Annotated in this window: 17 protein-coding genes; 4 read left to right on the forward strand and 13 right to left on the reverse strand. The window is 64.6% G+C overall.

All coding sequences use genetic code 11. The annotated features are described in order from the left end of the window. Window positions 1–110: 110 nt before the first annotated feature. Entirely contained in the window at window positions 111–677 is a 567-nt protein-coding gene (locus tag ACMGF8_RS03085; protein WP_416758653.1) for a hypothetical protein, read from the reverse strand. Between the two features lie 313 nt (window positions 678–990). Between ACMGF8_RS03085 and ilvD the strand changes: the two genes are divergently transcribed. Further along, the gene (ilvD, locus tag ACMGF8_RS03090) at window positions 991–2,832 is read left to right on the forward strand and encodes a dihydroxy-acid dehydratase (protein WP_102862106.1); all 1,842 of its coding nucleotides are present in this window, start codon (window positions 991–993) and stop codon (window positions 2,830–2,832) included. Window positions 2,833–2,980: 148 nt separating this feature from the next. On the opposite strand, the gene ACMGF8_RS03095 is transcribed toward ilvD, so the two are convergent. The 4 genes from ACMGF8_RS03095 to ACMGF8_RS03110 form a co-directional block, all read right to left on the reverse strand. Next, entirely contained in the window at window positions 2,981–4,204 is a 1,224-nt protein-coding gene (locus ACMGF8_RS03095) for an SGNH/GDSL hydrolase family protein (protein WP_110594312.1), read from the reverse strand. Between the two features lies 1 nt (window position 4,205). Beyond that, window positions 4,206–5,357: a DUF459 domain-containing protein gene (locus tag ACMGF8_RS03100; RefSeq protein ID WP_115581152.1), complete on the reverse strand. Its 1,152-nt coding sequence runs from the start codon at window positions 5,355–5,357 to the stop codon at window positions 4,206–4,208. Then, window positions 5,344–6,744 carry an MBOAT family O-acyltransferase gene (locus ACMGF8_RS03105; protein ID WP_240322051.1) on the reverse strand — a complete coding sequence of 467 codons (1,401 nt, stop codon included), beginning with the start codon at window positions 6,742–6,744 and terminating at the stop codon, window positions 5,344–5,346. Before ACMGF8_RS03105 ends, ACMGF8_RS03100 begins: the two co-directional genes overlap by 14 nt. A gap of 383 nt (window positions 6,745–7,127) precedes the next feature. Further along, entirely contained in the window at window positions 7,128–8,183 is a 1,056-nt protein-coding gene (locus ACMGF8_RS03110) for a phosphorylcholine phosphatase (protein WP_102862110.1), read from the reverse strand. Between the two features lie 240 nt (window positions 8,184–8,423). On the opposite strand from ACMGF8_RS03110, the gene ACMGF8_RS03115 reads away from it, so the two are divergent. Continuing rightward, the gene (locus ACMGF8_RS03115) at window positions 8,424–9,815 is read left to right on the forward strand and encodes an L-cystine transporter (protein ID WP_102881188.1); all 1,392 of its coding nucleotides are present in this window, start codon (window positions 8,424–8,426) and stop codon (window positions 9,813–9,815) included. A 57-nt stretch (window positions 9,816–9,872) separates the two neighbouring features. Here the strand turns inward: ACMGF8_RS03115 and ACMGF8_RS03120 are convergent, their stop codons facing one another. Then, window positions 9,873–10,385 carry a dihydrofolate reductase gene (locus tag ACMGF8_RS03120; RefSeq protein ID WP_102862112.1) on the reverse strand — a complete coding sequence of 171 codons (513 nt, stop codon included), beginning with the start codon at window positions 10,383–10,385 and terminating at the stop codon, window positions 9,873–9,875. A 96-nt stretch (window positions 10,386–10,481) separates the two neighbouring features. On the opposite strand from ACMGF8_RS03120, the gene ACMGF8_RS03125 reads away from it, so the two are divergent. Together ACMGF8_RS03125 and ACMGF8_RS03130 are read left to right on the forward strand one after the other, a co-directional pair. Continuing rightward, the gene (locus ACMGF8_RS03125; RefSeq protein ID WP_416758657.1) at window positions 10,482–11,861 is read left to right on the forward strand and encodes a DUF2868 domain-containing protein; all 1,380 of its coding nucleotides are present in this window, start codon (window positions 10,482–10,484) and stop codon (window positions 11,859–11,861) included. Next, window positions 11,854–13,233 (forward strand): GTPase/DUF3482 domain-containing protein, encoded by a 1,380-nt coding sequence (locus ACMGF8_RS03130; protein ID WP_207814977.1) that lies wholly within the window; start codon window positions 11,854–11,856, stop codon window positions 13,231–13,233. Before ACMGF8_RS03125 ends, ACMGF8_RS03130 begins: the two co-directional genes overlap by 8 nt. 125 nt (window positions 13,234–13,358) lie before the next feature. Here ACMGF8_RS03130 and ACMGF8_RS03135 read toward each other — a convergent pair whose 3' ends face one another. The 7 genes from ACMGF8_RS03135 to ACMGF8_RS03165 all read right to left on the reverse strand — a co-directional run bounded on the left by ACMGF8_RS03135 (window position 13,359) and on the right by ACMGF8_RS03165 (window position 22,528). Continuing rightward, the gene (locus ACMGF8_RS03135; RefSeq protein WP_102881192.1) at window positions 13,359–13,907 is read right to left on the reverse strand and encodes a phosphonate degradation HD-domain oxygenase; all 549 of its coding nucleotides are present in this window, start codon (window positions 13,905–13,907) and stop codon (window positions 13,359–13,361) included. Continuing rightward, complete coding sequence (locus ACMGF8_RS03140) at window positions 13,907–15,040, reverse strand: TIGR03364 family FAD-dependent oxidoreductase (RefSeq protein WP_102862116.1); 1,134 nt, start codon at window positions 15,038–15,040, stop codon at window positions 13,907–13,909. Before ACMGF8_RS03140 ends, ACMGF8_RS03135 begins: the two co-directional genes overlap by 1 nt. A gap of 90 nt (window positions 15,041–15,130) precedes the next feature. Then, window positions 15,131–16,156, reverse strand: coding sequence for a putative 2-aminoethylphosphonate ABC transporter substrate-binding protein (locus tag ACMGF8_RS03145; RefSeq protein WP_207814976.1), 1,026 nt, complete (start codon window positions 16,154–16,156; stop codon window positions 15,131–15,133). Between the two features lie 48 nt (window positions 16,157–16,204). Next, window positions 16,205–17,929, reverse strand: a complete 1,725-nt coding sequence (locus ACMGF8_RS03150; protein WP_416758661.1) for a putative 2-aminoethylphosphonate ABC transporter permease subunit — start codon at window positions 17,927–17,929, stop codon at window positions 16,205–16,207. Between the two features lies 1 nt (window position 17,930). Beyond that, window positions 17,931–19,007 (reverse strand): putative 2-aminoethylphosphonate ABC transporter ATP-binding protein, encoded by a 1,077-nt coding sequence (locus ACMGF8_RS03155; RefSeq protein WP_102881196.1) that lies wholly within the window; start codon window positions 19,005–19,007, stop codon window positions 17,931–17,933. A gap of 232 nt (window positions 19,008–19,239) precedes the next feature. Then, window positions 19,240–20,103, reverse strand: coding sequence for a LysR family transcriptional regulator (locus ACMGF8_RS03160; RefSeq protein WP_102881471.1), 864 nt, complete (start codon window positions 20,101–20,103; stop codon window positions 19,240–19,242). Window positions 20,104–20,218: 115 nt separating this feature from the next. Continuing rightward, a complete protein-coding gene (locus ACMGF8_RS03165; protein ID WP_305949099.1) occupies window positions 20,219–22,528 on the reverse strand; it encodes a heavy metal translocating P-type ATPase in 2,310 nt (769 codons plus the stop codon). Window positions 22,529–22,606 lie beyond the last annotated feature (78 nt).

Here is a 22,606-nt window from a genome sequence, read left to right on the forward strand (position 1 = left end):
GAGCGCCACACCATGGGCCACTCCCCCGCGACCACGAAAAAGACCTCGGTAGTCATTCTGCTGCTGAGCGCTGCCGCCCTGGGCCTGAACAGCCCGGTCAACCGTCGTTATCAGGACGCTTGCGTCTGAAGATCGCGCAGACGACACAGATCCCTGAGATACAGCAGGAAGGAAAACGCCAAGGGCGGGCCAGTGAAGTAGCGCAAGGACAAAAACCCGCTCTTGAAGGGGTCCAGATGGTGCTCGCGGGTCCAGAAATCGAACAACGCCTGCACCAGCCACGCAGCGCAAAGAGCCACCAGCATCCAGGCTCCGTCACCCAACAGCCGTCGTTTAAAACCGTCACGTCCCGGCAGCCAGGTGGCGCTGAGCAGCGTCATCAGCAGCAGGAGCGCCACCACGCTGTAGATCACCCCGCGGGTGAAGGGCAACTCACTGCAGGCCTGCACCACGACCGCCGCCGCAAAGGCCAGCAACAGCGCGGCCTTCCAGGTGCGCCACTGGCGCCGCTGCCCGGCCAGCAGTTGCACGAAGCCGCCGCCCGTCAGCAGGGCCGCGCCCACCACGGCCATGGTGCTGCCGGGCCAGTCGCTATAGAGCACCAGCCACATCAGCATCAGCCCTTGCAGCAGGCCCGTGCCGAGGTAGAACCTCAGGGATCGCATGTTCGCGGACATTCCAGCTCCATTGGAAGGTGATCGAGGGGCGGCGAGTCTAAACCAGGAGCGGCCAGACGGGCAGCCTCCCTCTCAGATCCTGGCAATCGCACGCCACAGAGCGGCCACGGCATTCCTTCCTGACGCCAGCGGTGTAGAATCGGCGAATTCATCGCCAGTCATCCCCCGGCGGGTTTATGAGCTCAGGCTGAGGCGCGCGGCGATCCCGCGGCGTCATCGGCAGCTTTCGGACACACGGCCATTTCTGAGTGTTCCCAAGGTCAATAGAAGCTCACTCCCCATTTGTTCCCTGATTAGCCGCCCGGAGTGCTCCATGCCTGATTACCGCTCGAAAACATCCACCCACGGCCGCAACATGGCCGGTGCTCGCGCCCTGTGGCGCGCCACGGGGATGAAAGATGCCGACTTCAAGAAGCCGATCATCGCCATTGCCAACTCCTTCACCCAGTTCGTCCCGGGGCACGTGCACCTGAAGGACCTGGGTCAGCTGGTGGCCCGTGAGATCGAACGCGCCGGTGGCGTGGCCAAGGAATTCAACACCATCGCCGTGGACGACGGCATCGCCATGGGCCACGACGGCATGCTGTATTCCCTGCCGAGCCGCGAGATCATCGCCGACTCCGTGGAATACATGGTCAACGCCCACTGCGCCGACGCCATCGTCTGCATCTCCAACTGCGACAAGATCACCCCCGGCATGCTGATGGCCGCCCTGCGCCTGAACATCCCGGTGATCTTCGTCTCCGGCGGCCCGATGGAAGCCGGCAAGACCAAGCTCGCCAGCCACGGCCTGGACCTGGTGGACGCCATGGTCATCGCCGCCGACTCCAGCGCTTCTGACGAGAAGGTTGCCGAGTACGAGCGCAGCGCCTGCCCGACCTGCGGTTCGTGCTCCGGCATGTTCACCGCCAACTCCATGAACTGCCTGACCGAAGCCCTGGGGCTGGCCCTGCCGGGCAACGGTTCGACCCTGGCCACCCACAGCGACCGCGAAGAGCTGTTCCTGCGGGCCGGGCGCACCATCGTCGAGCTGTGCCAGCGTTACTACGGCGACAACGACGAGTCGGTGCTGCCGCGCAACATCGCCAACTTCAAGGCGTTCGAGAACGCCATGACCCTGGACATCGCCATGGGCGGTTCCACCAACACCATCCTGCACCTGCTGGCCGCCGCCCAGGAAGCCGAGATCGACTTCGACCTGCGCGACATCGATCGCCTCTCGCGCCACGTGCCGCAGCTGTGCAAAGTGGCGCCGAACATCCAGAAGTACCACATGGAGGACGTGCACCGCGCCGGCGGCATCTTCAGCATCCTCGGCGAACTGGCCCGTGGAGGGCTGCTGCACACCGACCTGCCCACCGTGCACAGCAAGACCCTGGCCGAGGGCATCGCCCAGTGGGACATCACCCAGACCAGCGACGAAGCCGTACACCACTTCTTCAAGGCCGGCCCGGCGGGCATCCCGACCCAGACCGCGTTCAGCCAGTCGACACGTTGGGACAGCCTGGACGACGACCGTGAAAACGGCTGCATCCGCAGTGTCGAGCATGCCTACTCGAAAGAAGGTGGCCTGGCCGTGCTCTACGGCAACATTGCCTTGGACGGCTGCGTGGTGAAGACCGCCGGTGTCGACGAGTCGATCCACGTGTTCGAAGGCAACGCCAAGATCTTCGAAAGCCAGGACAGCGCCGTGCGCGGCATCCTCGCCGACGAAGTGAAAGAAGGCGACATCGTGATCATCCGTTACGAAGGTCCGAAAGGCGGCCCGGGCATGCAGGAAATGCTCTATCCGACCTCCTACCTGAAGTCCAAGGGTCTGGGCAAAGCCTGCGCCCTGCTCACCGACGGCCGCTTCTCCGGCGGCACTTCAGGCCTGTCCATCGGCCACGCCTCGCCAGAAGCGGCGGCCGGCGGCGCCATCGGCCTGGTGCAGGACGGCGACAAGGTACTGATCGACATTCCCAACCGTTCGATCAACCTGTTGGTCAGCGATGAGGAACTGGCGGCGCGCCGCGTCGAACAGGACAAGAAAGGCTGGAAGCCCGTGGAAGCTCGCCCACGCAAAGTGACCACCGCGCTGAAGGCTTACGCCCTGCTGGCCACCAGCGCCGACAAGGGCGCGGTACGCAACAAGGCCATGCTCGACGGCCTGTGATCGTCGCCCGCAAATGAAAATGCCCCGCCAAGTGCGGGGCATTTTTTTGGCCTTGCATCGCCCTTGCGGACGCCTTCGCTGGCAAGCCAGCTCCCACAGCAGCATTCGAGGTGCTGGCGCCGCCACCGTAGGAGCCGGTTCTGGGTTCTCAGGGCATGCGTTCGCCCAACTGCCCGCGCAGGAAGCGGTACAGGCCATCGGCGCTCTTGCGGTAGCCGTCGGCGGTCAGATGCACCAGGTCGTTACGCGCCAGGTCGCTGCCCTGCCATTTGCTGATGGAGCAATCCCCGCCCATGAACGCCTGCCAGTCCCAGAACAGGGTGCGGCTGGTCTTCGCCACGTCCTTCTGGATCTGCACGATCTGCCGCAGCGGTTGCGGTTGGGAAGCCGCGCAGCTGCCAGCATTGCGGCGCTTGATGGAGTCCGGCGGCCCCACCAGCAGGATCACGGCCTTGGGCAGGTTCTTGCGCAGCAGCCTGACCTTTTCCTGCAACTGGCTGCGGTACAGCTGCAGGTCCAGATCGTCATCGAAGGCTTCGTTGGTGCCATAGGCCAGCACCACCATGTCCGGGCGCAGGGCCTTGAGGGTTTCCAGCCAGCCGGGCTGCCACTTGTCCAGCACATCCAGGCGCGCGCCATTGATGCCCAGGGAGGAGTAGATCACCCCGGCGCTCTTCTGCCCGAGGATGTTCCAGCCGCCCAGGGCCAGGCCCTGGTTGTTGGCCACGTTGAAGTCCAGCGGCAGGGTCAGGTTGTTGAATGGCGGGCTGAAGCGCCACTGGCCCCCGGTGGCGGCCAGCATGCGGCTGCTTTTGTTGAGGTTGTCCCGAGCAGTCAGGGTGTTGTTGCTGGACGCCTGGTACAGCGCGGAAATCCGGTACTGCTGGTTGCTCGGCTGGCGCTCGGCGATATGCACCCGAGCCCCCGGGGTCATCGGTAGCGACAGGTAGCCCCCCAGAGGGAACTGGTTGCTTTGCTGGTTGCGCGCCGATACCAGGGACCACTGGCGCTTGGCCGCCCCGAGGATCACCCGTTCATAGCGGGTGCCGGGCACCGGTGTGGCCGCCACGAAACCAATGCCGCCATCGCCGTACTGCGCTTGCAACAGGCGGCGCATCTCGCCGCTGAACAGGTCGGCGGCGGTATGGGAGTCACCCAGTTGCACGATGCTGATGGGGGTGCGGTTGGAGGTGCTGAACTTGCGCGCCAGCAGTGCCAGGTTCGGGTCGGTGCCGGTGGTCACGACTTTCTTGGTTCCGCTCCCGGACCGGGCCAGGGCCGAGGCCGGAGTGGCCTGGACCTCGGTGGTCGGGCTGCAACTGCTCAGCAAGGTAATGCCCAGCAACAGCGCAATGCCTTGCAGTCGCCCCATATCAGTGCTCCGTCAATTGTTGACTGGGAAAGTTGATCAGCGAGATCACACGCTCAGCGATCAGCTTCTGCCCAGTGGTGGTGAAATGAATACCGTCGTCGACCCGGGTCTTGACCTTCTTGCCATCGCCGGTGGTGCGGTAATAGGAAAACTCGTCGTTCTGGTAGCCGAGAATCTCGTTGGCCGAGACGAAATGCTGCTGATAGCGCTCGATCTGGCTCTTGTACAGGTCGCTCAGGTAAGCCATGGCCGTAGACAGCTTGGGCTTCTCCATGTTCGGCGGACCGACCCAGATCACTTGCACATTGTGGGCCTGGGCGGTGTCGAGGATCGAATCGATGCGCTGGCGATAGGCTGCTTCCCAGTCCGGGGTCTTGAAGCGCAGGAACGGTTTGCCCTTGACCACCGGCATGTCCCACGGATCGTTGGGACCGAGGAAGATCACCATCAGGCGGATGTTGGGGTTGCTGGCCAAGGTGCTCTCAACGGTCTTGGGCCAGTTGAAGAAGCTCGGGTAGGCAAGGCCAGTGCTCTGCTTGCTGAGGTTCAGGCTCTTGACGTTGTAGCGTTTGCGCAAGGTGTTGGCCATGTGCGGCGCCACGCCCTGCATCAAGGAGTCACCGACGAAGAACACCTCATCCCCCGTGGCCAGGCTGGCCATCAGCGGCGCCGTGCGTCCCGGCTCGACCTGAGGCGGATGGCTGACCACGGGAGCCACGGCCACTGGCTGCGGATGCACCGGGGCCGGGACAGGAGCCTGGGTGGCCGTATGGGTCGGTGCCGCGTGAGCAGCACTCAGCGGCGGGTGCTCGGGCGCCGGTGCCGCCGCGACCTTCGGCAACGGCGCAGGCTCTTCGTCCGCGGCTGCTTCAGCCTGGGCCACCAGGCTCAGGTCGGCGGTTGCGGCAAAGCTGCCGACAAAGGCCACCCGGGCATTTTCCAGGGCCTGGTTGAGCTGCGCGCCAAAGCGCCACTGCGGGTTCTGCGACAGCCCCGGGATCTCGCAGTCATCGTGGTACTTCTGCTGGCAGTAGAGACGGATCGACTGCTGGTTGAACCACACCAGTAACAGGCTGGTCACCACCAGGGCATAGAACACCTTGGCTGCGCTGCCGAGGCTGACCGATAAGGGCGAACGGTTAGAAACTGGCATAGATGAACCCCGGCACGCCCGACGGTGAGGCGAAGATGACTACGCAGATGAACAGCCCCAGCGGCACTGGATACAACAGCCATGGCAAGCCGGTGGCAGCGGCGAACAGGCGCTGCAGCAGCGCCACGATCCGTGGGTAGAAGGCGACGAACAACAGGCAGCCCAACAGGCTCAAGGCGCTGCTGGCCAGCCCGCTGAAGGACAGGCCACCCAGGCCACTGAGCATGTCCATGGCGTCGGACAAGGTCGCACAGCGGAAGAAGATCCAGGCAAAAGCCACGTAGTGGAAGGTCAGCAGGCGAGCCATCAGATCCGAACCGATCCAGCTCGGCCCCCGGGCCAGCAACGGGCTGCACAGTTTGTACAGCGCCAGGCCAACGCCGTGCAGCGCGCCCCAGATAATGAAGTTGGCGCTGGCGCCGTGCCACAGGCCGGAGATCAGCATCGCCAGCAGCATGTTCAGGTTGCCGCGCCACACCGGGCCACGGTTGCCCCCCAGGGGGATGTACACGTAGTCACGGATGAAGGTCGACAGGCTGATGTGCCAGCGCCCCCAGAACTCCTTGAGGTTGCGCGCCGCATAGGGGTAATTGAAGTTCAACGGCAGGCGGAAGCCCAGCAACAGGGCGATACCGGTCACCAGATCGGTGTAGCCGCTGAAGTTGAAGTAGATCAGGAACGAATAGCCGTACACCGCCCGCAGGATCTGCTCGGCCGAGAAGGCCACCGGGCTGTCGAACACCGGGTCGACCCATTCATTGGCCAGCCACGAGCTGAGGAAGAACAGTTTGACCACCGCCACGGCGATCAGGCCCAGGGCCCGCTGCGGCTCCAGCACCTGACGCAACTGCGGCGGGTTGATCTGTTCCAGCATGGGGATCGCCCGGTTCACCGGACCGGCAATCAGGCTGGGGAAAAACGCCAGGTACAGCGCCAGGTCGAAGGGCGAACCCGGCGTCAGCTCTCGACGGTTGATCGACACCAGGTAGCTGACCGAGTGGAAGGCATAGAACGACAGCCCCACCGGCAACAGCACCTCCAGCAGCGGCAACGACACTTCCATACCGAACTGGGCGAAGGCGTTCTGCACCGTGCTGGTGAAGAAATCCTGGTACTTGAACAGGTAAAAGGCCCCGAGCACCAGCAGCAACATCAGGCCATTGACCCAGCCCCGCCCGGGGTAACGCTGGCTCAACAGGCCGAGCAGATACACCAGGGCCGTATAGCCCAGCAGGATGTAGAGGAAGTTCAGGCTGAAGCTGGCGAGGATCGCGTAGCTGGCGGCCAGTAGCAGGCCGTTCTGCAGGCGCAGGCTGAAGCCCAACCCCCAATAAAGAATGAAGAACAGGATGAAACAGAGGCCGAATTCGATCGAGAGATAGCTCACAACGTAGTCCATTACGTGCAGACGGGGACAAACCCGGCACAGGGAGAGCAGGCAGGAGGAGTGGAAACGGGCGCGATTATGGCAGAGGGGGTTTGGCAGTCACAAGTTGAAACATCCTCCGCCTGGAGCGGACGCCGGCTCCGCACCGAACGACAGGCGCCCCTTGCAGGAGCTGGCTTGCCAGCGAAAGCGTCCACAAGGGCGATGCCAGATCCAAGGTCCTCTTCGCCGGCAAGCCGGCTCCTACGGATGAAAGCGGCTTGGCGGATCGGTTTACCGTAGGAGCTGGCTTGCCAGCGAAAGCGTCCACAAGGGCGACGCCAGACCCAAAGGCCTGTTCGCCGGCAAGCCGGCTCCTACAGAGGGGCGGTGTAGGGGCAGGATTACTGGATGTCTTCGGGCTTGACGATCACCCAGTTCTTGTCGGCGGTCACCGGCAGCCCTTCCTTGGCCTGGGCCGCGGCGTGCTTGGCCATCATGCCGTTGAGCTGGGTCATGTACTTGTCCTTGCGGTTGATCCACAGGTGGATGCCGCCCTTGGCCACGTCCACATCATGGAACAGCATGTAGCCGTCGCTGGTCGGGGTGTCGCCACCTACCAGCACCGGTTTCTTCCACTCGTCGATGTAGGTCAGGATCGCCGCGTGCTTGCCCGCCATCCAGGTGGCCGGGGTCCACAGGTAAGGCGTCAGCTCCAGGCCGAGGTTGGCTTTCTCGTCGTACTTGCCGTCGGTGATCTGCTTGCGCGCGGTGGTCAGGGCGCCGGTCTTGCGGTCCTTGAGCAGGGTGGTCACGCCAATCACGTTCTGCGGCTTGACGTTGTAGCCGTACTTGGGATCGGAGGCGACCATGCGCACCAGCTCTTCGGAGGCGGCGGTCATCACATAGACCTCGATGCCGTTCTCCATCAGTTTGTTGTACAGCTCGGTCTGGCCGGTGAAGACCTTGGGCGGGTTGACCTCGATGGTCTTGACCACGTCACCGTCGTAATAGGTGCTCGGCACCGGCTTGCCGGAGGCCATCAGCTCGTCGACGTAGCCCTTGAGTTCCTTGAGGGTGAAGCCGGAGAACACCTGCGCCACCCAGGGGTAGCAGACCATGTCGTCGATTTCACACAGGCGGTAGTAGTAGCTGAACAGGCTTTCCTTGTGCTCGGCGGTGTCCTTGAACGGAATCAGTTTCAGCGACGGGTCGAGGGTCTCGCGGGTGATCAGCCCCTTGTTTTCCATGAAGGGCAGCAGGGACTCTTCCAGATCGTAGCGGTAACTGGTGTTGTCCATGTCGAACACCGCGAAGTTACCCTTGTTGGCGTTGGCCGCGATCATCGCGTCCAGCTGCTTGGCCTGCTCCTGCGGCCAGTGCTTCAACTCGGTAGCGAAGGCCTGGCCGGCAAGGCCCAGGCAGAGTGCAACGGCTAGAAATTTCGGCGCGAACTTCATCTGCGGTTTCTCCCTGAGTGAAAGGTTCGACGCTAACAAATCCCTGTGACAGTTCCCGTCTCTACGCGACCGCTTGCGTCCCGAGAGCGCCAACCACATGCGCCTGAGCGTCAGCCGCTTATTCCAAAAACGACAGTTGCCATGCGATATCGTTATTAATTCAATAGATTTCAAGCTGTTAGGCTTGCCGGTTCGCAATCGCCCTGAGCCGCGATTGACACAAGTCTTATCGGAGCCCCAATGAATCTGCCGCTGATCCTCAACCTGCTGGTGTTCCTGGCCCTGCTGCTGGGCCTGGCACAAACCCGCCACACCACCTGGAGCCTGGCCAAGAAGGTCCTGCTGGCCCTGGTGCTGGGCGTGGTCTTCGGCATCGCCCTGCACAGCCTCTACGGCGCCGGCCACCCGGTGCTCAAGGCCTCCATCAGCTGGTTCGACCTGGTGGGCAATGGCTACGTGCAGTTGCTGCAGATGATCGTGATCCCACTGGTGTTCGCCTCGATCCTCAGCGCCGTGGCCCGCCTGCACAACGCCTCGTCCCTGGGCAAGATCAGCTTCCTGACCATAGGCACCCTGCTGTTCACCACCGCCATCGCGGCGCTGGTGGGCATCGGCCTGACCAACCTGTTCGGCCTGACGGCCGAAGGGCTGGTGGCCGGCACCCAGGAAATGGCCCGCCTGCAAGTGATCCAGAGCGATTACGCGGGCAAGGTCGCCGACCTCAACGTGCCGCAGCTGCTGCTGTCGTTCATCCCGCAGAACCCTTTCGCCGACCTGGCCCGGGCCAAGCCGACCTCGATCATCAGCGTGGTGATCTTCGCCGCCTTCCTCGGTGTCGCGGCGCTGCAACTGCTCAAGGATGACGCCGACAAGGGCCAGAAGGTGCTCAACGCCATCGACACCCTGCAAGCCTGGGTAATGCGCCTGGTGCGCCTGGTGATGAAGCTGACCCCGTACGGCGTGCTGGCGCTGATGACCAAGGTGGTGGCCGGTTCCAACCTGCAGGACATCATCAAGCTCGGCAGTTTCGTGGTGGTGTCCTACCTCGGCCTGGGCCTGATGTTCGTGGTCCACGGCCTGCTGGTGGCCCTGGCCGGGATCAACCCGCTGCGCTTCTTCCGCAAGATCTGGCCGGTGCTGACCTTCGCCTTCACCAGCCGCTCCAGCGCCGCCAGCATTCCCCTGAGCATCGAAGCCCAGACCCGGCGCCTGGGCATTCCCCAGTCCATCGCCAGCTTCGCCGCTTCGTTCGGCGCCACCATCGGCCAGAACGGTTGCGCCGGCCTGTACCCGGCCATGCTGGCGGTGATGGTTGCCCCCACCGTAGGCATCAACCCGCTGGACCCGCTGTGGATCGCCACCCTGGTGGCTATCGTGACCTTGAGTTCCGCGGGCGTGGCCGGCGTGGGCGGTGGCGCGACCTTCGCCGCACTGATCGTGCTGCCGGCCATGGGCTTGCCGGTGTCGTTGGTGGCGTTGCTGATTTCCGTGGAGCCGCTGATCGACATGGGCCGCACGGCGCTGAACGTCAGCGGTTCGATGACCGCCGGCGCCATCACCAGCCAAGTGATGCAGCAAACCGACAAGGCGTTGCTGGACGCCGATGAGCACGCGGAACTGGCTCAGGCTTGATTGACCTCTTCGCCGGCAAGCCCCCCCCCGACGAGGGACGACTTGCCGGCGAAGCGCTTAACGCTTCTCCCACACCTCGAAGCGGTACGCCGGCTTGTCCCCTTCCGGCGGATTCGGCACATCCGACACCAACTGCCATTGGTCCAGATCGAACGCTGGAAACCAGGCATCCCCTTCCGGGCTCAAGGCCACCCGCGTCAGATACAGACGATCGGCCTGCTCCAGGCCTTGGCTATAGAGCTGCGCGCCGCCTATCAGCATCAGCTCGTCGGCCCCCTGCTCCAGGGCCCACTCCTCGGCCCGGGCCACCGCGGCCTCCAATGACGGATAAACCTCGGCACCTTCGAGCACCAGATCGGTCTGACGACTGACCACGATATTCAACCGCCCCGGCAAGGGCCGGCCCAGGGAGTCCCAGGTCTTGCGCCCCATGATGATCGGCTTGCCCAGGGTCGTGGCCTTGAAGTATTTGAAATCCCCCGGCAAGTGCCAGGGCATGCTGTTGTCGACGCCGATCACGCGGTTTTCACCGAGGGCCGCGATCAGGCTGAGAGGGAGAGATTTTTTCATGCCGGCGAGGATACCAGAGGACCCAAGCCTGGCAACTTCACCCGACCGCCGCTGCAGCAGTTATGCTCAGCGCACTTTAAAGCGATGGAATGACGCGTGACTGCACTGACTCCCCTGCAACGACTGTGGCTGACCGAAACCGTGCGCCTGCGCGAGGAGCACGCCGGGCCACTGGACGATCAGGAAGCCAACCGCCTGGCCCGCAACCAGGGCGGCGACCTGGCCACCCGCATCCAGACCCGAGCCCTGTGGCTGGCCCAGCGCGACGGTCTGCACAGCGCTTTGCTGCACTGGCTGCAAGGCGCCCGCCTGGCCTTGCTGATGCTGGCAGTATTGGCGGTCCTCAGCGGTGCCGGCCTGGCCTTCAGCGCCCTGGGCAACACCCAGCAACCGGTCAATGTGTTCTGGGCCCTGGGCAGCCTGCTGGGCCTGAACCTGATCCTGCTGCTGAGCTGGCTGATCGGCCTGCTGTTCGCCGGCGAGCACAGCGCCAGCCTGGGCCGGCTGTGGCTATGGCTGAGTGAAAAGTTCTCCCGCGACGCCAAAGCCGCGCAGTTGCCACCGGCCCTGTTGCTGTTGCTGCAGCGGCGCAAGCTCAATCGCTGGGCCCTGGGCGCCCTGGTCAACGGCCTGTGGTGCCTGGCCCTGTTCAGCGCCGTGGTCATGCTGCTGTTGCTGCTGACCACCCACCGCTACAGCTTTGTCTGGGAAAGCACCCTGCTGGGCGCCGATGCCTTCGTGGCCATTACCAACGCCTTGAGTGCCCTGCCCCGTGGCCTGGGCTTTGGCGCGCCGAGCGTGGCGAGCATCCAGGCCAGCACCCGGGACGTCTACAACACCGAGCTGATCCGCCAGTCCTGGGCCATCTGGCTGGTGGTGCTGGTGATGATCTACGGCGTGCTGCCGCGCCTGCTGCTGATGCTGTTCTGCCGCTGGCGCTGGAAACGCGGACAGGCCCGCCTGCAACTGGACCTCAAGCTGCCGGGCTACGCCCAATTGCGTGAGCGCCTGATGCCCAGTAGCGAGCGCCTGGGGGTCAACGATGCCGCACCCGAGCAGTTGCACCGCGTCGAAGGCGGGGTCAGCGCCCAGGACAGCAGCGGTGCCCTGCTGGTGGCCATCGAACTGGACGACCAGCGCCCCTGGCCGCCGCAACTGCCGGAGAGCGTCAAGGATGCCGGTATCCTCGACAGCCGCGAGTCGCGCAACCGCCTGCTGGAGCAGATGAGCCGCTTTCCCCCGGCGCGCCTGGTGATCGCCTGTGATCCACGACGCTCGCCGGATCGCGGCAGCCTGGGGCTGATCGCCGAACTGGCCCGCAGCGCCAGCGCCACCCGGGTCTGGCTGCTGCAAGCTCCGCCCGGCCAGGCCCTGGATGCCGACCGCCTGGGGGATTGGCACACCGCCCTGCAGCAGCTGGAGCTGCCGTTCGCCGATTGCGCGCCCCTCAACTGGCTGGAGACCGGTCATGACTGATGTTCGCCAAAAGCCCCTGAAACTGGCGGTGGTCGGCCACACCAACGTCGGCAAGACCTCGCTGCTGCGCACCCTGACCCGGGACGTGGACTTTGGCGAAGTCTCCCACCGCCCCAGCACCACCCGGCATGTGGAGGGCGCCCGCCTGTCGGTGGATGGCCAACCCCTGCTGGAGCTCTACGACACCCCGGGCCTGGAAGACGCCATCGCCCTGCTGGACTATCTGGAGCGCCTGGAACGCCCGGGCGAGCGCATGGACGGCCCGGCCCGGCTGGCACGCTTTCTCGACGGCAGTGAGGCTCGGCAACGCTTCGAGCAGGAAGCCAAGGTCCTGCGCCAGCTGCTGGCCTCGGACGCCGGGCTCTATGTGATCGACGCCCGGGAACCGGTGCTGGCCAAGTACCGGGATGAGCTGGAAGTGCTGAGCGGCTGCGGCAAGCCGCTGCTGCCGGTGCTGAACTTCGTCAGCAGCGCCGAGCAGCGTGAAGGCGATTGGCGCGAAGCCCTGGCCCGCCTGGGGCTGCACGCCCTGGTGCGGTTCGACAGCGTGGCGCCACCGCAAGACGGCGAACGGCGCCTGTATGAAAGCCTGTCCCTGCTGCTGGAGCATGCGCGCCCGGCCCTGCAACGGCTGATCGACGACCAGCAGGCCCAACGTCTGGTGCGCCAGCAAAGTGCGGCACGGCTGATTGCCGAACTGCTGGTGGACTGCGCCGCCTGCCGCCGCAGCGTAGCCAGCGACACTCAGCAGGAACAGCAAGCCATCAGTGAGTTGCGTCAGGCGATTCGCCAGCGTGAACAGCGCTGCGTCGAAGCCCTGCTCAAGCTCTACGCTTTCCGCCCTCAGGACGCCTCGGCCAGCGATCTGCCGCTGCTGGACGGGCGCTGGGGCGACGACCTGTTCAACCCGGAAACCCTCAAGCAACTGGGGGTGCGTGTCGGTGGCGGAATCGCCGCGGGCGCGGCGGCCGGGGCCGGCGTGGATCTGCTGGTGGGCGGCTTGACCCTGGGCGCCGCGGCGTTGGCCGGGGCCATTGCCGGCGGCGCGCTGCAGACCGCACGCAGTTATGGCAGTCGCCTGCTGGGCAAGCTCAAGGGCCAGCGCGAATTGACCGTGGACGACAGCGTGCTGCGCCTCTTGGCCCTGCGTCAGCGGCAGCTGGTGCAGGCGCTGAACCTGCGCGGACACGCGGCCATGGACAGCATCCGCCTGGCCACGCCGGAGGATAAGAGCTGGCGCGAGGGCAAGTTGCCGGAAGCCTTGAGCAAGGCTCGGGCTCATCCGCAGTGGTCATCGCTCAATCCCCATGCGCGCCTGAGCCAGGCCGAGCGCCAGGAGCAGATCGAGGCCCTGGCTCAACATCTGCTGTAGCCGCTGCCAAGCCCGCGAGGCTGCGCCAAGGGCCGCAGGACCTTCAACACTCCCAGAAGCGGCGCCTCCTGCGCAGCCGTTCGCAGCCTGCGGCAGCAGCTACAAAAACCAAGCCTGAACCACGATCAAAGCAGCGCCAAGGCCTTGTCCTTGAGGATCTGCAGGTCCATCACCGGCACCCACATTTCCTTGGCCTGCTCGTCCCAGTGACGCATGCGCAAGCTCAACGCACACAGCGGGTCGAGTTCAAAGGCCGCCGCCTCTGCCGCGCTCATCACCCCACCCTGATACGCCAGGGTACGTCGGCTGGCCTCGCTCAGCCGCTGGTAATACCCCGGCTCCTTGAACGTCAGGTAACGCTTGGCCTGGACGTGGTATTCCACCAGTCGCGCCAGGCGCTCGCTGAAGCCCGCCCGGCGCAGATAATCGGCCCCCAGGCGCTCATGGCTGACCACGCCAAAACCGCCCATGTTCTCGGCATCCTGCTGACAGATGTGCCCGATATCGTGGAAGAACGCCGCCAGCACCACTTCGTCGTCATAACCTTCCGCCAGGGCCAACTGCGCCGCCTGGGACATATGCTCGATCTGCGACACCGGCTCGCCGATGTAGTCGTCATCGCCAAAGCGCTCGTACAGGCCGAAAACCTCATCAATCACTTGCTGGCGACTCATCACGCCTCCTCCAGTACCCGGACGATATTGCCCTCGGCCATGGCCGGACCGACGCTCATGCCCACCCCAGTGTGCATCAGCGCCACATAGAGCCCGGGGGCCGCCTCCAGGAAGGAGAACGGCCCAGGCCCGCGAGCACCATAGACGCCCTGCCAGCGCTCCACCACCTGGACCTTGCAGCCCAGGGTCTGCTCGGCCAGCTCGATCAGCCAGTTATCCACCTGTTCGCTATTGAAAGGCGACGGATCGCTGCCGTAATCATGGGAATCGCCGATGATCACCTCGCCATAAGGAGTCGGGCTGATCAGCAAGTGAATGCCGTGCTCATGCAGGTGTGGCGCCTCACGCAGGATCTGCGCCTGTACGGCGGCCGCTTCCGGCAGATCGGCAAAGGCGCCGTAATGCACGCAACTGAGCCCGGTGAGCAGCGCATGTTGCAGGTTCAGGTTGACCTGGGGCCGGGCGCGAAGCATCTGCAAGCGGCAGATCTGCGGTTGCAAGGCCGCGATCTGCTCGGCCAGCAGGGTCTGATAATCGTGCCCCGAACACAGCACGATGCGTGGCGCTTGGAAGCGGCCAGCGGTGCTGTGCAGTTGCCCCGGCTCGATGTCACGCACCAGGGTCGAAAAGTGGAACTGCACCCCCAGGTCGCGGCGCAGGTAGTCGATCAACAGCGCAATGGCTTCCCGGGAATACAGCTGCTGGTCGTCCAAGCCATGCAAGGCCGCCCGATGATGGCGGAACTGGCCACCGTACAGATCATTCAGCGCCGCGCCCTGAAGCAGCTCGACGCGGTAGCCGTGCTCGCGCGCGCGGCCGGCGCAGAAGGCCTCCAGCAACTGCTCTTCGGCTTCGTTGCGGGCGAACAGGTAGGAACCGTTGCGCTTGAGTGGCAAGCCGGCCAGTTGCTGCCAGTCGGCCCAGATATCGCGGCTGGCACGGGCCAGCTCCAGCATGCGGCCCGGTGGCTGGCCGGTGACCAGGGCCTGGCCGAAGTTGCGCACCGAAGCGCCCAAAGGCGTGGCGCTGCGCTCGAAAACTCGCACCCGCAGACCGCGTTTGGCAGCCGCGTAGGCGTGGGACAGGCCGAGGATGCCGGCGCCGACGATCAGTAGATCGCTGTGATGGGTCATGAGTGGTGTCCTGGTGGGAAGCGCCTTCGCTGGCGAGCCGGCTTCTACAAACCCGGTAGAAGCGGCTGGCCGGCGAAAGCGATTGATCGGTTACTGCTTGGCAACTTTTTCCGACTTGCCGTCATAGCGCTTGCGCCATTCGGCGAGGATCTGGTCGCGGTTCTTCGAGGCCCAGGCAAAGTCATTCTTGATCAGGCGCTGCTCGTAGTCCGCTGGCAGCTCGGTCTGCGGCTTGGCGATGCCCGGCTGAGCCAGGACGGCGAAGTTTTCCTTGTACAGCTCCATGGCTTCGGGGCTGGCGGAGAAGTCGGCGAGCTTCTTCGCCGCCTCTTCATGAGGGGTGCCCTTGATCACTGCGGTGGCTTCGATTTCCCAGCCCAGGCCTTCCTTGGGCAGGATGATGTCCAACGGCGCGCCCTGGCGCTTGAGCTGCACGGCCGGGTATTCGAAGGAAATGCCAATCGGGAACTCGCCGGCGGCGGCCAGCTTGCACGGCTTGGAGCCGGAGTGGACGTACTGGCCGATGTTCTGGTGCAGGTCGTCCATGTACTGCCAGCCCTGTTTCTCGCCGAAGGTCTGCAGCCAAGCGCTGACGTCAAGGAAGCCGGTGCCCGAAGACGCCGGGTTGGGCATGACGATCTTGCCCTTGTACTCGGGCTTGGTCAGGTCCTGCCAGCTCACCGGTTTGCTCAGGCCCTGCTTCTCGGCCTCCACGGTGTTGAAGCAGATGGTCGCGGCCCACACGTCCATGCCGACCCAGGTCGGTGGGTTGGCGGCGTCGCGGTAGTTCGGGCCGATCTTGCCCAGGTCCTTGGGCGCATAGCTTTGCAGCATGCCCTGCTGATCGAGGATCGCCAGGCTGGACGCCGCCAGGCCCCAGACCGCGTCCGCTTGTGGACGGGCTTTTTCCGCCAGCAGCTTGGCGGTGATGATCCCGGTGGAATCACGCACCCACTTGATCTCCACGTCCGGGTTGGCCTTTTCGAAGGCTTGCTTGTAGGACTTCAATTGCTCGGCTTCAAGGGCCGTGTAGACCGTCAGTTCGGTTTTCGCAGCAAAGGCGTTCAGGCTGACAGCAGAGAGGACGGCAGCGGCAAGAGCCAGGGGCTTGAACATGGTGCGGTTCCTTAGTGAGTGCAGATCAGAGGGTGAGTGAGCAGGAAATCAGTGGCCCGGGGCGCTTTGCCGCCAGGCCTGGGAGCGGCGCAACAGCCCGCGGGAAGCCCCGGCCAGCAGCAGCGAGACGCCGGCCGAGGTGAACAGGATCAGGGTCGACATCGCCGCAGCGCCGCCCACATTGCCGGCGTCGTCCATGTTCAGCACGGCCACGGCGGCGAGGATGGTGTCGGGGCTGTAGAGGAAGATCGCTGCCGACACCGTGGTCATGGCCGAGACGAACAGGTAGCGCACGATGTCCAGCAACGCCGGCAGGCAGATCGGTACGGTAACCCGCAGGTAGTGCCGGTACAGCGGCGCCTTGAGCGACAGCGCGGCGGCCTCGAACTCGGCATCCAGCTGGCGCAGGGCGGTGGTGGCAGTCATCTGCGCGGTGGTGAGGTAGTGGGCGATGGTGCACACCACCAACAGGGCCATGCTGCCGTAGAACACATGCAGCGGATTGCCGTTGAGGTTGAAGAAGAACACATAGCCCAGGCCCAGCACCAAACCGGGCACCGCCATCGGCACGAAGCTGAGCATGCGCAACGCCAGGTTCAGGCCACGCTGGCCGCTGGTTTTCTCCATCAGGTAGGCCCCCGTGAAGATCACCACACTGCCGATCAACGCTGTGCACAGGGCCATGGTCAGGCTGTTGCGGTAGGCCAGCCAACCGCCACCGGCGGTGTCGTTGAACTGGTAGTGATTCAGCGACAGTGACAGGTTGTAGGGCCAGAACTTCACCAGGGAGGAATACACCGCCATGCCGAACACCAGCAGCAAGGTCGCGCAGATCAGCAGCACGATGGTCAGGTAGCAACCATCGCGCAGCCGCGACGGCGCCGGTTTGAACACCTGGGCACGACCGCTCATGGAGTCGCCATGACGACGGCGCAACCAGGCATCGACGCCGAAACTGAACAACGCCGGCAGCAGCAACACCATGCCGATCAAGGCGCCGCGGCCGAACTGCTGCTGGCCCACCACCGCCTTGTAGGCCTCCAGGGCCAATACCTGATAGTCGCCGCCCACCACCACCGGCACGCCGAAGTCGGTGATGGTCAGGGTGAACACCAGGCAGAACGCGGCGAACACCGCTTGCCGGGTGGCCGGCCAGGTGATGCTGCGAAAGGCCTTGGCGGGGCTGGCGCCCATGCTCGATGCGGCATCGAACAGCCGCGCATCCGCCAGGGACAGGGCCGAGAGCAGGATCATCAGGGCATGGGGAAAGGTGTAGATGACTTCGCCGAGAACGATGCCCCAGAAGCCGTAGATGTTCTCGGCGAACAGGCCACGCAGCATCCCCTGGTTGCCGAACAGATAGACCAGGGCAATGCCCGGCAGCATCGACGGCGCCATCAGCGGCAACAGCGACAGACCACGCCACAGGCCCTTGCCGGGAATCAGCGTGCGTTGCAGCGCGTAGGCGAACAGATAAGCCAGGGGCACCACGATGGCGGCCACGCTGAGGGAGACTTTCAGGCTGTTGCCCAGCAACCAGTGGAAGTTGTCGCTGGCCACCAGTTCACGGGCCGCCACCCAGCCACCGCCCTGCCCGGCCTCGGCGCTGAAACCGCGCCAGAAGATCGCCAACAGGGGCAACAGCACCGCTACACCCAGCAGGAGCAGAAGCAGAACCTTGCCGCCGACAACAAAGATACGGTCGCCGATCTCGGCACGAGAAGCCTGGCGCGCCCGCTTGGCAGGTAGCGGCAGGGACATTGGCACGCTCATCTTAGGCAAACACCTGGAGGCTGCGCGGCGGCAAGGCCACCCAGATGTCCTGGGCGCCCAGGCGCGGCATGGCTTCCGGGGCCAGCTCCGCCAGCAGTGCATGCCCCGGCAGCTCGTTGAGTTCAAAGCTCATGCGGCAGCGATTGCCGAGGAAAGTGATCTCGCGGACCTTGGCCGGGAACAGGTTTTCCTCATGCACCGGCGGGTTCACGCTGATGGCTTCCGGACGACAGAACAGGCGACCCGAAGCGGCCTTGGCCGAATCGTCGGCCAGGCGCACATTCATCCCGCCGACCTGGGCGTGGCTGTCGCTGTTGCGGCTAAAAGGCAGCCAGTTGCCCTGGCCGACGAACTCGGCGACGAAGGGCGTGGCCGGACGATCGTAGATTTCCTGGGGCGTGGCGTACTGCTCGACCTTGCCGTTGTTCATCACGGCGATGCGGTCGGCCATCAACATGGCCTCGTCCTGATTGTGGGTGACCATCAGGGTGGTGATCCCCAGACGCCGTTGCAGCTGGCGCAGCTCGGTGCACAGGTGCTCGCGGACCCGGGCGTCCAGGGCCGACATCGGTTCGTCCAACAGCAGCAGCGACGGTGACGGCGCCAGGGCACGGGCCAGGGCGACGCGCTGCTGCTGGCCGCCAGACAGCTGGCCGGGGTATTTCTTCTCGCTGCCGGTCAGCCCGACCAGTTCCAGCATCTGTGCCACACGCTTGCGCACTTCCTCACGGCCGCTACCGGCCAGGCCGTAGGCGATGTTGGCTTCCACCGTGAGATTGGGAAACAGCGCATAGGACTGGAACAGGATGCCGTAGTCCCGGGCTTGTGGCGCCAGCAGCGAAACATCCCGATCCCCCAGGTACAACTCGCCCTGGTCCTGGCGCTCAAGGCCGGCGATGCAGCGCAGCAGTGTGGTCTTGCCGCAGCCGGACGGGCCCAGCAGACACACCAGTTCGCCGGCCGCGACGTCCAGGGACACGTTGTCCAGGGCGGTGAAGGCGCCAAAACGCTTCTGGATACCCCGCACCTTCATCGGCGCGCCGGGGTTGCTCAGGGCAGTTGCAGTGGAGTGGTTCATGGACGGACCTCATCTAGCAGATGAGGCAAATCCTAGAGTTGTAATGCGTCGGCCATATGGCAGTAAGGCAAAAACGACCGATAGTGGTATTCAGGGATTTTGGTTCAACCTGTAAGTCAGGTGCTGCCTGATCTGACGCCTTCGCGAGCAGGCTCGCTCCCACAGGGGGAATGCATTTCAATGTAGGAGCGAGCTTGCTCGCGAAGGCATCGGCATGGCCGATGCAGGTCTTTCAGGCGGGAGCCATTTCCTGGGCCAGGCCGAGGAAGGCCGCGGGCAGGCGCGCGTTCTTGCGCTCCTTGAGGCAGTACAGGTACTCGACGATCTGCGGCGCATGCTCGATGGTCAGGACCCGCAGTTGCGGATCGTGGGGCACTTCCTGACGGGCAATGATGCTGATGCCGATATTGCGCAGCACCGCCTCGCGGATCGATTCGCGACTGCCGATTTCCAGCAGCGGGCCAAAGCTGACGTGGGCGTCCTTGAGCAAGGTTTCAGTAAGGCTGCGGGTGGTGGAGCCCGGTTCACGCATCAACAGGGTATGCCCGGCCAGGGCATTGAGCGGCACGTGATCCAGCGCCGCCAGGGGGTGGTTGCGATGCACCGCCAGCACCAGCGGATCACTGCCCAATACCCGGCGGATCAGCCGCGCATCCTCCAGCAGTTGCGAGGAGGCCGCCACATCCACCCGGTAGTCTTCCAGGGCTTCGAGGACTTGCTGGGAGTTGCCGATCTCCACCGACACTTCGACCTGGGGCAAACGCTCGCGGAAAGTCTTCACCAGATCGAGGATGTAGTACGGCGCGGTGGCAGCGATGCGCAATGTGCCCTGCACCTGCCCGCTGTTGCGCAGGAAGAACTCGATGTCAGCCTCCTGCTGCAACAGGTCCTTGACCATGGGCAGCAGGCGCGTGCCTTCGTCGCTGAGGCTCAGGCGCCGACCGCCGCGGTAGAACAGCTCCACCGAATACTGGCTTTCCAGGTTGCGGATCTGCGTGGTCACCGTCGGCTGACTGAGGCCAAGCTTCTTCGCCGCCAGGGTGATGCTGCCCAGGCGGGCGACCATGTAAAAAGCCTTCAGCTCGGCACTCAGCATGGCGGCTTGCCGCAGCTGCAAGCTTTGAGCGGCAAGCCGCAAGCTGAAGCCGGTGCGTGTGAGTTCATCACTCTGGTTCTCCCCTCAGTTGCTTGTTGCTTGCCGCTACGGTGGCCTATTTGCGCAGCAGGCGCAGGCCGTTGAATACCACCAGCAGGCTGACGCCCATGTCGGCGAACACCGCCATCCACATGGTGGCGAGCCCGGCAAAGGTTACCCCAAGAAAGATCGCCTTGATGACCAGGGCCAGGGCGATATTTTGCTTGAGCACCACCGAGGTCTGGCGCGAAAGGCGAATAAAAGCCGGAATCTTGCGCAGATCGTCGTCCATCAGCGCTACATCCGCAGTCTCGATGGCCGTATCGGTGCCCGCCGCGGCCATGGCGAAACCAATCTCGGCCCGGGCCAGGGCCGGGGCGTCGTTGATGCCATCGCCCACCATGCCCACCCGATGCCCCTGGGCATACAACGCCTCGATGGCTTGCAGCTTGTCGGTGGGCAACAGGTCGCCCCGGGCCTGATCGATGCCCACCTGGGCCGCAATGGCCTGGGCGGTGTGAGGGTTGTCGCCGGTGAGCATCAGGGTCTTGATCCCCAGCTCATGCAACTGCTGGATGGCCTCGCGGCTGGATTCCTTGACCGTGTCGGCCACGGCGAACAGAGCCAGGGGGCCATTGCTGTCCAGCAACAGGACCACGGTCTTGCCCTGCTTCTCCAGGGCGAAGAGTTTTTCCTCCAGGGCCGGGGAGCACAGGCCCAGCTCTTCCACCAGGCGGTGATTGCCCAGGTGATACAGCTGGCCGTTTATCTCGCCGCGCACTCCGCGCCCGGTCAGGGCTTCGAAGTTATCCACAGCATGCAGCGCCAGCTGCTTATCCACAGCCGCCTGGGCGATGGCCAGGGACACCGGATGATCGGAACGTCCCGCCAGGCTCGCGGCCAGGGCCGGAGCCGTGTCCTGCGCCAACGGGTCCAGGGACAGGAAATCGGTCTGTACCGGTTTGCCGTGGGTGATGGTGCCGGTCTTGTCCAGGGCCAGGTAGTCGAGCTTGTAACCGCCCTCCAGGTAGACCCCGCCCTTGACCAGGATGCCCTTGCGGGCCGCAGCCGCCAGGCCGCTGACGATGCTCACCGGGGTGGAGATCACCAGGGCACAGGGACAGGCCACCACCAGCAACACCAGGGCGCGGTAGATCCAGTCGAACCAGACGCCACCCATGAACAGCGGTGGAATCAGCGCCACGGCCAGGGCGAAGGCGAATACCGCCGGGGTGTAGATTTTCGAGAAGGTATCGACGAAGCGCTGGGTCGGCGCCCGGGCGCCCTGGGCCTGCTCCACGGCGTGGATGATCCGTGCCAGGGTCGAGTTGTTAGCGGCGGCGGTCACGCGATATTCCAGGGAACCGGCCTGGTTGATGGTGCCGGCGAACACCTTGTCGCCCACGGTTTTTTCCACCGGCAGGCTTTCACCGGTGATCGGCGCCTGGTCGATGGTGGAGCTGCCGGACACGACCTCGCCGTCCAGACCGATGCGCTCTCCCGGGCGAACTCGCACGCGGGCGCCCAGCTCGACGTTTTTCGCCTCCAGTTCGCTCCAGCTGCCGTCCGCCTGCTGCACCGTGACCTGTTCCGGGGTCATCTGCATCAGGCCGCTGATGGCGTTGCGCGCCCGGTCCAGGGAGCGGGCCTCGATCAACTCGGCCACGGTGAACAGGAACATCACCATCGCCGCTTCCGGCCATTGGCCAATCAGCACTGCACCGGTCACGGCAATGCTCATCAGCGCATTGATATTCAGGTTGCGGTTCTTCAGGGCGATCCAGCCCTTCTTGTAGGTGCCCAGGCCGCCACTGAGGATCGACACCAGGGCCACCAGCGCCACGACCCAGTCGGGTGCGGCATTGGTGAAGTGAATGACTTCGGCGGCCAGCGCGCCGATACCGGACAGGGCCAGCGGCCACCAGGCTTTCTTCACCGGCGCTGCGGCAGGCGCGACTTCGGCGCCATCCTGCTGCAGAGGCTCGGCGTGCATGCCCAGGGATTTGATCGCTTCGATGATCGGCGTCGTGCTCGGCAGGTCGTGGGTCACCCCCAGCACGCGGTTCATCAGGTTGAACTCCAGCGCCTGAACCCCCGCCAGCTTGCCCAGCTTGTTCTGGATCAGGGTCTGCTCGGTGGGGCAATCCATGGCTTCAATGCGGAAGCTGCTCAGACGCGCGCCGGCAGTCGGTGTTTCGCTCAGGGTGACCTTGGAAGGCGCCGGGCCGGCAGAACCGCAGCAGGAGGCACCGTGGGTGGCGTGATCGTGCGCCTTGACCGGCTGCAGCTTGCCCGCAGAGGCAGGGGCATGGGAATGGCTGTGATCGTGATCAGCATGGGCGTGCTGGGCGTCGGGTTTGCGCGGGTTGTGAATGGAGTCGCTCATAGGGGTCGCGTCCGTATAAAGGTGCTTGTTGCCAAGTGAACACCCTGTAGCCACTATAGGGTCAAGCACCCATTCGGA

It is taken from the genome of Pseudomonas sp. BNK-7, assembly GCF_048072025.1.
GTDB lineage: Bacteria > Pseudomonadota > Gammaproteobacteria > Pseudomonadales > Pseudomonadaceae > Aquipseudomonas > Aquipseudomonas danubii.